The organism is Glutamicibacter sp. NPDC088483, from assembly GCF_044753145.1.
Taxonomy (GTDB): Bacteria; Actinomycetota; Actinomycetes; order Actinomycetales; family Micrococcaceae; genus Glutamicibacter.
This window is the reverse complement of the sequence record NZ_JBIVMP010000008.1, coordinates 89,491-101,070: the sequence shown is the minus strand read 5'-3', so window position 1 is coordinate 101,070 and position 11,580 is coordinate 89,491. Positions and strand designations below refer to the sequence as shown.

At 62.7% G+C, this 11,580-nt stretch carries 10 protein-coding genes; 6 read left to right on the top strand and 4 right to left on the bottom strand.

Annotated elements, in window-relative coordinates; genetic code table 11:
- Positions 1-56: 56 nt before the first annotated feature.
- The 4 genes from ACIP6G_RS16800 (at position 57) to ACIP6G_RS16785 (ending at position 3,950) form a co-directional block, all read left to right on the top strand.
- Positions 57-740 carry a CE1759 family FMN reductase gene (locus ACIP6G_RS16800; RefSeq protein WP_332489150.1) on the top strand — a complete coding sequence of 228 codons (684 nt, stop codon included), beginning with the start codon at positions 57-59 and terminating at the stop codon, positions 738-740.
- Positions 741-976: 236 nt separating this feature from the next.
- Entirely contained in the window at positions 977-1,762 is a 786-nt protein-coding gene (hpaH, locus tag ACIP6G_RS16795; protein ID WP_400291398.1) for a 2-oxo-hept-4-ene-1,7-dioate hydratase, read from the top strand.
- Positions 1,747-2,556, top strand: coding sequence for an aldolase/citrate lyase family protein (locus ACIP6G_RS16790; protein WP_400291396.1), 810 nt, complete (start codon positions 1,747-1,749; stop codon positions 2,554-2,556). The genes hpaH and ACIP6G_RS16790 overlap by 16 nt, the downstream gene beginning before the upstream one ends.
- A gap of 62 nt (positions 2,557-2,618) precedes the next feature.
- Positions 2,619-3,950, top strand: a complete 1,332-nt coding sequence (locus ACIP6G_RS16785; protein WP_286172070.1) for a DUF6350 family protein — start codon at positions 2,619-2,621, stop codon at positions 3,948-3,950.
- 18 nt (positions 3,951-3,968) lie between these two features.
- Here the strand turns inward: ACIP6G_RS16785 and ACIP6G_RS16780 are convergent, their stop codons facing one another.
- Together ACIP6G_RS16780 and ACIP6G_RS16775 are read right to left on the bottom strand one after the other, a co-directional pair.
- On the bottom strand, positions 3,969-4,607 hold the full coding sequence (locus ACIP6G_RS16780) for a hypothetical protein (RefSeq protein WP_400291394.1): 639 nt from the start codon (positions 4,605-4,607) through the stop codon (positions 3,969-3,971).
- 105 nt (positions 4,608-4,712) lie between these two features.
- Complete coding sequence (locus tag ACIP6G_RS16775) at positions 4,713-5,243, bottom strand: DinB family protein (RefSeq protein WP_332498943.1); 531 nt, start codon at positions 5,241-5,243, stop codon at positions 4,713-4,715.
- A gap of 146 nt (positions 5,244-5,389) precedes the next feature.
- On the opposite strand from ACIP6G_RS16775, the gene purN reads away from it, so the two are divergent.
- Together purN and ACIP6G_RS16765 are read left to right on the top strand one after the other, a co-directional pair.
- Complete coding sequence (gene purN / locus ACIP6G_RS16770; RefSeq protein WP_133833195.1) at positions 5,390-5,959, top strand: phosphoribosylglycinamide formyltransferase; 570 nt, start codon at positions 5,390-5,392, stop codon at positions 5,957-5,959.
- Between the two features lie 32 nt (positions 5,960-5,991).
- Positions 5,992-7,506 carry an SDR family NAD(P)-dependent oxidoreductase gene (locus ACIP6G_RS16765; protein WP_400291392.1) on the top strand — a complete coding sequence of 505 codons (1,515 nt, stop codon included), beginning with the start codon at positions 5,992-5,994 and terminating at the stop codon, positions 7,504-7,506.
- A 195-nt stretch (positions 7,507-7,701) separates the two neighbouring features.
- Here ACIP6G_RS16765 and ACIP6G_RS16760 read toward each other — a convergent pair whose 3' ends face one another.
- Both ACIP6G_RS16760 and ACIP6G_RS16755 read right to left on the bottom strand, forming a co-directional pair.
- A complete protein-coding gene (locus ACIP6G_RS16760; RefSeq protein WP_400291390.1) occupies positions 7,702-10,722 on the bottom strand; it encodes an alpha-mannosidase in 3,021 nt (1,006 codons plus the stop codon).
- Positions 10,723-10,830: 108 nt separating this feature from the next.
- On the bottom strand, positions 10,831-11,499 hold the full coding sequence (locus tag ACIP6G_RS16755; RefSeq protein ID WP_365945760.1) for a histidine phosphatase family protein: 669 nt from the start codon (positions 11,497-11,499) through the stop codon (positions 10,831-10,833).
- Positions 11,500-11,580 lie beyond the last annotated feature (81 nt).

Below are 11,580 nucleotides of genomic sequence, written 5' to 3'. Positions count from 1 at the left end.
CGGCGACCCCGCTGTTGATACATGCATACGCATATAAATAGTGAAAGGCAAGAACAGTGAGCAAGTCAGTAGTCGTCATCAGCGGTGGGCTGGGAACCCCATCGAGCTCCTCGCTGCTGGGCCGACAAATCGGAGAGAATATTGCCGCGCAGCTAGCTGCCGCCGGCGTGCAAGCCGACGTGAGCAATATCGAACTGCGTGAGCATGCTGGTGAAATCACTAATAATATGCTGACCGGTTTCGCCGCCCCGGGCCTGCAAAAAGTTATCGACGCAGTGGTGAATGCGGACGTGCTCGTTGCCGTCACCCCGGTCTTCACGGCCTCGGTCTCAGGCCTCTTCAAGTCCTTCCTCGATATCCTGGACCCTAAATCGCTCAACGGAAAACCGGTCGTGCTCGCTGCCACCGCTGGAACCCAGCGTCACCAGCTCGCGGTTGACTACGCCATGCGTCCGATCTTCTCCTACCTCAGGGCGCAGATCATGCCGACAACGGTTTTCGCGTCTTCGGAAGACTTCGGGGGACAGGGGCTGACTGGCACGCTGGCAGATCGCGCTCGCCGGGTTGCGCGAGAAGTCGTCCTGGCGCTGTCCCTGAACGAAGGGGAATTCTCCGCTGATGCGGATTTGGGGGATACCCGTTCCATCGCTCCCTCGGTCAGCGAATTCGCCGACCCCGATGATGAACTCTCCTCACTGCCCTTCGAAGCGTTGCTGGCAAACCTCAAATCCGGATCCTGAGTCGGCCGTTCCGCCAAGTTGGGCCCACGGCCATGCACCCGCACCGGGGCGCATGGCCGTGGGCCAAATCTTTTGCGAAAAGGAGCCCGAAAGGCCACGAAAAGTCGAGCAGAATGTTAGTACGATGTGCCTTCAATCTCGAACCTCGGTACGATCAAGAACCGTGAGCTAAGTCATCTCCTCGAGATGGCGGCAGCCCCAAGAGGTTTGAACAGTAGTGAAAGGTGTAGCCGTCGATGCTATCCGAGGAAACAATCACGGCCATTGCCGATGAGCTGGTCCAGGCCGGCGAGACACGGACTCCCGTGCCGCGTCTGACCGCACGCTATCCAGAAATGACGGTAGAAGATTCCTACCGGGTCCAGAACCTGTGGCGCCAGCGCTCCGAAGCCGCTGGCCGCGTGCTGGTCGGCCGCAAGATCGGGCTGACCTCCCGCGCCATGCAGATGGCTACCGGAATCACCGAGCCTGACTACGGAATCATCTTCGATGACATGGTCTACGACTCCGGCGCGAAGCTGAAGTGGGAAGACTTCACCGGTGCCCGCGTGGAGATGGAGCTGGCCTTCAAGCTCAAGAAGGACATCGAAGGCCCGCGGGCGAACATTTTCGATGTGCTCGAAGCTACCGAATACGTCATCCCCGCTTTGGAAATCCTCGATGCCCGCGTGGAGATGGAAGGCCGCACCATTGTGGATACCATCAGCGACAACGCCGCCATGGGTGCCATGGTGATCGGCGGCAACCCGGTCAAGCCGGAGAACATCGATTTGCGTTGGGTTTCCGGGATCTTGTTCAAGAACCAGACCGTCGAAGAAACCGGTGTCGCAGCCGGTGTGCTGAACCACCCTGCCGCTGGCGTGTACTGGCTGGCCAACAAGATTGCCCCGCACGGCGACAAGCTCAAGGGCGGGGAAATCATCCTGGCCGGATCCTTCACCCGCCCGATGTGGGTCAATGCAGGGGATACCGTCTTTGCCGACTACGGACCGCTAGGAACTGTGACATGTCATTTCGAGTAGAAGCGGATCCGTCGCTGAAGGATGCGCTCAAGGACGCCGACCACTCGTTGGCAGGCATCTGGGTCTGTTCGGCTTCCCCGCTGATCGCTGAAATCTGCGCAGGTGCAGGGTTCGATTGGTTGTTCATCGATGGCGAGCATTCGCCCAACGACCTGCAGAACATCTTGGCCCAGCTGCAGGCCGTGCGCAGCTACCCGGTCGTTCCAGTGGTCCGCCCTGCGGTCAACGATCCGGTGGTGATCAAGCAGTTCCTGGACCTGGGCGTGCAGTCACTGATCATCCCGATGGTCAATGATGCCCAGCAAGCCGCCGCTGCCGTCGCCTCCTGCCAGTACCCGCCCAAGGGCGTACGCGGTGTCGGTTCCGCCCTGGCCCGCTCGGCTCGCTGGAACCGCATCCCCGAGTACCTGACCCGCGCTGATGAGACCATCACCATCATGGTTCAAATCGAAGCGGATGAAGCGGTGCGGAACGTCGAGGAAATCGTTGCCACCGAAGGTGTTGACGGGATTTTCATCGGTCCATCGGACCTGGCCGCCTCCATGGGCGTCATCGGCCAGCAGAGCCACCCGGACGTGGTCGCTGCGGTGATCAAGTCCATCAATGCCGCCAAGGCCGCAGGCAAGTATGCCGGGGTCAACGCCTTCGACCAGAAGAGCGCCCGCGAATACATGGCCGCCGGCGCGGATTACGTCGGCGTGGGTGCCGACGTGGCACTGCTGGCGCGTGCCACCGAAGCACTGGCTGCAAGCTTCAATTCCGAGGCCCGAAGCGCTGCTCCGGACAGCTATTAGCCCAGTGTTCTAGGCAACCCTTCAGGTCATCATTGCGCGTCGATCGAGGCCGGTCGGCGCCAATGATGGCAACATTGAAGATGATGAGCCGCGAAAAGAAACCCATGAAGGCAGTGATGTTGCGCCTGCGCAACGGCTGGCCAATGCCCCTGGCGTTGCAGGGGGTCTTCGAGATACTGCAATCCGTGGTCTTTTGCCTTGCCCTGATCACCCTGCCGCTGGTCGCCGTCTATTTCAGCGGAGGCTTCCTCGAAGACTCGTTTGAGGCCATCTTGCAGTTCGGCGGCCTCATTTGGCTGCTTATCCACGGCGTGCCGGTGGAGATCCTGAATCTCGGCCCCGAAGCTGACCCCAGTTCAGTGACCGGATGGGTCACGCTGATCCCGTTGGGACTATCGCTGTTGCCGTTCTTGTTCTGCTTGCGTGCAGGACGGCGCATCGCTCGCGCTTCCTACACCGACCAGCTCTGGCAAGGGCTGCTCGGCGCCTTCGTGGCCTACGGGGCCATCGGTACCGGTATCGGGTTCCTCGCCAATAACGCGCATGCGCGGGTCAATATCATCGCGGCGACCTTCATTCCGCTGATCATCGCGCTCGTGGGCCTGATCATTGGCGCGCGGCGCGAAGCAGGCTCCTGGGCTCGCCTTTTCGGTGTCGATACGGCCGCCTATATCCAGCGGATCTCACCGCATCGCCGCTGGGCCGGATCCTACGTATGGCATGTGATCGTGGCCGGGTTCCTCGGCTATGTCGCTGCCGTGGGAATCTCCGGATTGCTGCTGGCCATCAACCTGGGCGTGCACTGGACCGACGTCGCCAACGTGTCGCAGGAGCTGCGCCCCGGCCCGATCGGCTCGGCCGCGCTGACCACGGTGCAGCTGTCCTTCATCCCGAACGCAGTGTTCTGGGTCTTGTCCTGGATCAGCGGCGGCGGTTTCAGCATCGGTACCGGCAGCACCCTGTCCACCTTGGAAACCACGGTGGGTCCGCTGCCGTCGATTCCGATGCTGGCTTCACTTCCTTCAGGCGAGATGGCCCATCAATGGCTGTTCCTGCTGATTCCCGTGGCCGCGGGCATCGTGGCCGGCTGGTACTTCTTGCGCGTTGGCGAGAACCACCTCGAAGACTGGTTTGCCCGTCGCATTCCGTTCAATGCCCTGTCGCTGGCGGCATCGACCGCGTCCTTGGCGGTCTTCACCGGCATTGTCTGCGGGCTGCTGAGCCTGATCGGTTCCTGGCTGTCATCCGGCTCCCTGGCCATTGGGCGACTGGTAGAGATCGGCCCGAACATGTGGGCGACCGCAGGTGCCTTGGCACTGCAAATCGGTGTGGGCACCGCGATCGGCTACTTGATTGCCCCGCTGTTCGAGACCGACCCGGTACTCGAAGGCTAGAGGCTTGCCGCTGTTGGCCTAGGTCAGGCTGGCCAGGACCAGCGGATCGCCATCGGGGCGGTTGATGGTGATCGTCCCCAGCGCACTGGCAGTCGACTCCTCCATCACCAGCAGCACCGAATCATTCTCGGCAACTACCTGGATATCCTCGGCTTCAAGTTCGGGATGCTCGGCGCGAAGCTCGGAGATGGAGTTCTCCACCGTCACGTCGCTGATGCCAGCCGGCATCAGGTAGGTGACGGTCTTGAAGCTGTTTTCACCGCCATCGACCTTGAGCGGAATACCGTTCTGGACCACATAATCCATCGTCGGGCAGGTGGTCCCGGCGATCTCGTAATCGCCATCTTCTTCCACGGGCTTGGGAACGGCGATCATGCACAGCTGGCCTTCGCTGCCTACTGCGACGTAGTGCCTGCCGAAGTCCGAGGTGGCCAGCAGGTGGCGGGTTTCCGCGTCGTAGGACTCGGTATCCTCAAAGCCTTCGGGAAGCTTGTCTTCATCATCCTGCGTTTGCACCAGAAGCGGCATGTATTCTTCAGCCGATGGGACTGGAGCAGCGGATTCACCGGTCTGCGGAATCCCGGCAGAACACGCGGTCAAGGACAGCAGCCCGGTGAAAGCCAGTGCAGAAATTTTCCCGAAATATGCCTTGGGCATGACTGCCTGGCTCCTTATGTAGAACTGTTTTCGCGCGTACGCCGAGAAGTCTAGCCAAAGGGCAGTGCACCTGCCATTTGGCCCCTTCGTTTGTGTCGGGCGCGCCTAGCTGGTCTGCGGAGCCAGATCCCACAGATGATGCATGACGTCATGCCAGGCATACTGATTCAGCGTTTCAATGGTAAACGCGGCACCGTTCGAGCGCAGGCCGCGGCGGGAATACTGCGCCGGGTCGATGCTCGACAGCTTCGCGGCGTAGCGGGCGGCGCTTTCGCGCAACAGCTCGGCGACCTGCCCTGCAGGCAGCGAATTGTAGTTTCCCTCGTCGGCGGCCCGGTCCTGGTCCCAGTTGGGGAACGTCGGGTCATCGTGCTCAAGCATCAGGTCCAGGCGCCCGGTCATCACCTGCAGCATTTCGGCGACGTGGGCCACGTACTCCTGGTCGCTCCAGCGGGCAGGGTTCGTGCGGGTCTGGGCATCGGGGCGCGCGAGCACCTCGATGTAGCGGTCCACGCACACCGGAAGCTGGGTCATGGCATCGCCGGGCGAGATGCCGCGCACATCGACGGCGCACTGCGCGCACACCGCGTCCAGGACAACGGTCCAGTCCTTGCCGTCGGGAACTATCTGGCTCATCAACTTCTCCACTTCGAATGGCGCTCTTACGGCCAGTCTAGGGCCGGCGCGGCAACGGTGCCGGGAAAAGGCCTGCGGATCGAAACGCCATGCAACATTGCGTCCGGGATGAAGCGCCGGACCCGGCGAACCGTAGAATTGAATTCATGCGCATTGTGGTTTTGGTTTCAGGTACCGGTTCTAATCTCCAGGCAGTCATCGACGCAGTGGCCGACGGCCAGCTGGACAATGTCGAGATTGCGGCCGTGGGAGCGGATAAGCACGGCACCTACGGCGTGCAGCGTTCGGCTGAAGCCGGAATCGAAACGTTCGTCGTGAACTTCAAGGACTACGCGGATCGCGGCGAATGGAACCATGCGCTCACCGGAAAGTGCTTGTCCTACGCCCCGGACTATGTTGTCTCCTCCGGTTTCATGCGCATCGTCGGCGAGGAATTCATCAACGCCTTCGACGGCACCTACATCAACACCCACCCTGCGCTGCTGCCGTCCTTCCCCGGCGCCCACGGCGTGCGCGATGCGCTGGCCTACGGCGTGAAGGTCACCGGCTGCACCGTGCACATTGCCGATGCCGGGGTTGATACCGGTCCGATCCTGCGCCAGGAAGCCGTGCCGATTGAAGAGCACGACACCGAGGAATCGCTGCATGAGCGCATCAAGCTCGTCGAGCGCCGCCTGCTCATTGCCACGCTCGCCGATCTCGCCAAGGGAAAATAGGGCGCTGCCCACCGCGTAAAATTGGTGGGGAGATGACTGAACCTACGCCGCTGCCCTTGCAGGCACCAGAAACCGAACTGTTTACCGAAGCAGAACTATCCGCCGCTTTGAAGGTCCTGTCGGTGGTGCACCAGTTGGATCCCGAGGATGAACGGCACATTGCCGTGCGCAGGGCCACCAGCAATATGTTCAAGGCGGCCAAGCGCTACCGCAAGTCCCAAAAGCGTGCCGAGATCAGTGCCGCGGACAGGGCAGTGATCGAGCGCACCGCCACCGGCTCGCCGCAACGGCTGGATGACGAAACCCTCGGCCTGGATCTGAGCAGTTCAACCGGAAGCGCAAGCGCCGGGGAATTCCGCAAGCCGCGCGGCTGCTACATCTGCAAGCAGCGCTACACCACCGTGGATGCTTTCCACCATTATCTCTGCCCTGACTGCGCCGCACAGGGACGCGAACGCAGGGATGCGCGCGCGGACCTGAGCGGCAAGCGCGCCTTGCTGACCGGCGGGCGAGCCAAAATCGGCATGCACATCGCGCTGCGGCTGCTGCGCGATGGAGCCCACACCACCATCACCACGCGTTTTCCCAAGGACGCCGCACGGCGCTTCGCGGCACTGGAGGACAGCGCCGAATGGATGCACCGGCTGCGCATTGCCGGCATCGACTTGCGCGACCCGGCACAGGTCATCTCCCTGGCCGACCGCGTGGCTGCCGAAGGTCCGCTCGATATCCTGATCAACAACGCCGCGCAGACCGTGCGGCGCACGGCCAACTCCTACCAGCATCTGGTTGAATCCGAGCAGCAGCCCCTGGCCGCGCAGTTGCTGCCTGGCAACGGGGGACCGGAGCTGTGGGGCGAAGCGAACCCGCCCTCCGAGCATCCCAAGGCCCTGGCCAGTGCCTTCCGCCTGGAAGAATCAGCCCTGCTGGCCCCGGCGGCATCGGAAAGCTACGATGCGCAGCAGCTGGCCGATCTGGCCATGAGGGCCGGCTCCGCATCGCTGGAACGAATCGCAGCGGGAACCGCAATCGATGCCGGGGGCTTGATCCCGGACGTGGTGACGGATAATTCCTGGACGCAGATCCTGGGTGATGTTGATGCCCTGGAAATGCTCGAAGTGCAGTTGTGCAATGTCACCGCCCCGTTCCTGCTCGCTTCGCGGCTGCGCCCGGCCTTGGCCGCCAGCGGGGCCCGGCGCAAGTACATCGTGAACGTCTCGGCGATGGAAGGCCAGTTCTCCCGCCGCTACAAGGGGGCCGGGCACCCGCACACCAATATGGCCAAGGCCTCGCTGAACATGCTCACCCGCACCAGCGCGGAAGAGATGCTGAGGACCGACCGGATCCTCATGAGCGCGGTGGACACCGGGTGGATCACCGATGAGCGCCCGCATGATGCGAAGGTCCGAAAAGTCGCCGACGGGTGGCACGCCCCCTTGGACCTGATTGATGGCGCAGCCCGGGTGTACCAGCCGATCGTTGACGGGGAACGCGGCATTGACCTGTATGGCTGCTTCCTCAAGGACTATGAGCCATCGCCCTGGTAGGGGTCGGCGGAATCCTCCCCGGCTAGGACGCCAAGCCCGGTGATACCAACGGCCAGGGCGTAGGCGGGGTCGGTTATGCGGTTGCTCCGGACGGGAGACTGATCCAGTTATTCCCGCAAGCCAGGACCGTGGATTGCAGCGGGGCTGGCCCTTCGCACGCCATGGCGTGCGAAGGGCCAGCCCCGGAACCCGCGGTTACCTGGCCAGGGCGAAGCGCAGGGTGCGCACTTCGAAAGCGCCCAGCCTCAGCGGCACAGCACCATCGGAAAGCTCGAGGACTTGCCCCGCCAGCTCATCTTCCAGCAGGCTCGCGGTGGCTGCAGACAAGGCCTGCGCGTTGACCAACAGGCTGCCGCTGGCACGGCGCCCCAGGGATTCATAGACCCGCACCACCAAATCGCCGGAGTGGTCCGCAGCCAGCTTCACGCTGGAAATCACCAGGCCTTCGCCGGTGACCGATACCAGCGGGTCCACGCCGTGGGCGCCATGGACGACTCGCTCTGCGCTGTTGAGCAAGGCGCCGGCTTCTGTTGCCATGGCCACGTCCGCGCCGATGACCAAACCGTAGCGGTGGGCCTGCAGGCCTTGGTCGGTTTCAGGATCCGGGAAGCGCGGGGCTCGCAGCAATGACAGGCGCATGGTTGTCGTGACGGCCGCGTCCTTGGCATCGCGGGTGACATCGAATCCGTAGATGGAATCATTGACCAGTGCCGCGCCGAAGCCGGGTTCCTGGGCTAGCACGAAGCGGTGCATGGAAGTTTCGAACTTCGCCGCTTCCCAGCTGGTATTCACGTGGGTAACGCGCTTGTGGTAGCCGAACTGGGTTTCGGCAATTGCATGCTCGGCACGGATATCCAGCGGGAAGGCGACCTTGAGGAATTTCTCTGCCTCATGCCAATCGGTACTCTGCGAGATCTGCACGGTCCGCGAGCCTGGCGCCAGCGACAGTTCCTGGACCAGCGTGGATTTGGAGAAGCTGCGGGCAATCGTGATGACCTGGCTGCCGTCCTCGCGCGAAGACAGCTCCAGGCTATCGAGCTCGCGCAGATCGGTGACCTGGTTGCGGTAGTACTTGTCCACGTCCCAGGCGTCCCACATGTTCGGGAAGTCCTGGTGCAATTGCAGCAGGTTCGCTTCCTGGCCCTCGGCGATAGTTTCACGGCCGGTAGCCAGATCCACCGCGGAGGCAATGAAGCCCTGGGCATTGACCGCCACCCGGATGACCGAGTTATCCAGGATGTAGCCGCCATCGGCTGCGGTCGCCCTGACCGCGGAAACAGGAACGGCTTCCACTTCCCTGGCCTGGCCGAAGGCCAGGTTATTGCGCGTGAACGCCGCACCGTTGAATACAATAGGGATGGACCCTTCGCCAGCCAGCTGCTGCTGGGCGGCGCGGATCAGCGCTTCGGCCTGCTCGATGACCTGGGCGTAGCGTGCCACCACTTCGCGGTGCACCCAGGCGATGGAGGTGCCGGGCAGGATGTCATGGAACTGGTGGAGCAGCACGGTTTCCCACAGTTCGTCGAGCTGCTCGTACGGGTACTCGGCCCCGGTGCGGATGGCTGCGGTAGCCGCCCACAGTTCGGCCTCGACCAGCAGCTGCTCGGTGCGGCGGTTGCCCGACTTGGTCTGGTGCTGGCTGGTCAGCGTGGCGCGGTGCAGCTCCAGGTAGAGCTCTCCCACCCATACCGGAGGGTTGGGCAGCTCGGCCTTGGCCCGGTCGAAGAAGTCGTTCGGGTGTTCCCACCGGACTTTGGCACTGCCTTCCAGGTTGGCCAGGCGCTTGGCTTTGCCGGTCATTTCCCGGGTGGTGCCGCCGCCGCCATCGCCCCAGCCGACCGGTGCGATGGAGTTGTTGGCAAGCCGCGCTTCGCGGAACTGGCGCGAGGCCTTGGCGACTTCCTCCCCGGAGAGCTGCGAGTTGTAGGTGTCCATCGACGGGAAGTGGCTGAACACGCGCGAGCCGTCGATGCCTTCCCAATCGAAGGTGTGGTGCGGGAATTTGTTCTGCTGGTTCCAGGAGATCTTCTGGGTGAAGAACCATTCGAAGCCGGCCCGGCGCATCAGCTGGGGCAGGGCAGGGGAGTACCCGAAGGAATCGGGCAGCCAGACGCCCTTTGAAGCGATGCCGAATTCGTCGCGGAAGAATTTCTGGCCGTAGAGGAACTGGCGGACCAGCGATTCGCCCGAGGGCATCACGGTATCGGACTCGACCCACATGCCGCCCAGAGGCAGGAAGCGACCATCGGCAACGGCCTTCTTCACCCGATCCCAGACCTCGGGGCGATGGGTCTTGAGCCACTTGTACTGCTGGGCGCTGGACATGCCGTAGAGGAATTCTTCCTCGTCGCCCAGCAGCTCCACCATCGAGGAGCAGGTGCGGGAGACCTTGCGGATGGTTTCGCGCAGCGGCCACAGCCAGGCCGAGTCGATATGGGAGTGGCCAATCGCGGAAATCCGGTGCGCACTGTGCTCGGCCGGGGCGGCCAGGACCTCTGCCAGCTCGTCGCGGGCGGCCTGCGCGGTCTCGGCAATCCGCTGCAGGTCGAGCACGTCCAACGCGTTGTCCATGGCCTGCAGGACCTGCATCTTGCGCGGGCCGGCCGGCAGCTGCTCTTGCAGATCCAGCAGCACTTCCAGATCCAGCGACAACTCGTGCACTACGGATTCAAAGACCGCCAGGTCCATGCGGCGGGTGGTGTACAGCCGGCGCGAAGACGAGGTGAGGATATCGCCCTGCTCGGTGGGGAGGAACGGGTGGTAGTCCAGCAGCACCGGGTTGGATGCCGCTTCCAGGTACAAGTCGATGACCTCATTGCCTTCGGCCTGCCCGGCAATGGGCACCCACTGGTTGCGCGGGTTGATCGCCTTGATGGTGATGCCATCGGGCCGGTAAACCAGGCCCTCGCACTGGAAGCCGGTCATGTTGACGTCAAATCCCAGATCAATCACGGCTTCCACCCGGCGTCCGGCCCAATGCGCCGGAACCTGGCCCTGCAGATGGAACCATGTGGTGCCCCAGGCCGCGCCCCACGGGGTACCAACCTCTGTGGGCTGGTAGTCCAGTGCAAGGCCCTGCGCAGGAGCTATCGGCTCTCCCGGCAATTCGTGCCAGGAGAGCGTCAATGGCATGGTTTCCGAATATATCGCGGGAAGGATACGTTCGGTCAGAACGCGGCGGACGCGTCCGGTGGTCAGGGAAATGTCGTCGTGCATGAGGGCCTTCCGTTTGTGCGCTCAGCGGAAAATGAGCTCCCCTGCCAGACTACCGAAAAAATAGATGCTGAGTTGGTGCAACTCGCGATCCCCGGTGGAGCGGGGTACTCAAGGGATACCGTCCTCGCCACCCGTAACGTCCTCGGTGAGAACATCGCGAACGAAGTCGCCACCGAGCGGTTCTGGATTCCACCGTTCCAAGGTCCACGTTCCGCCGATGCCCAATTCCAGCAAGGAGCCACCGGTATTCTCGATATGCAGCTCTGCGGCATCGGCAGGCGCCATCTTCGTAGCCCATGCGCTGAAGACGCGAATGGCGGCGCCATGGCTGAATACCGCGACCGTGCCGGAGTAGTCCTGTGCCCGGGCGATGGTTTCCAAGGCCTTGGAATATCGTTCAATGAAGTCGTAGCCGTTCGGCCCGCCGGGCATCTTCTGCTCCCAGTTGCCATGCATCCACGAATGCAGGCACATGCCGTAGGCATAGCGTGAGGCCTCGTCGGCCTGCATCTCCAAGATACCTGATGAAATCTCCTCGAGGCCGTCAATGACCTGCAGCTTCTGTCCGGTGGATTCGCTCAATGGCTGGGCCGTCAGCTGCGTGCGGTTCAGCGTCGAGGCATAGATGGACTGCAGGTGCCCGCCACTGAATGCCTGCGGCAGGGCACGAGCCTGTCGATGCCCCAGCGGAGTGAGGCTGGCACCCGGGTAAGCGGTATCAAGCTGCCCGGCAACATTCGATGGGGTTTGTCCGTGCCTGATGAGCTGAAAACGCATATCCGAGGATTCCTTGGCCTTGAGGTTCTAGATCCTAGGGATAGCACGGTTTCTGGAAATGCGGAATGGCTGGGCGCGGGC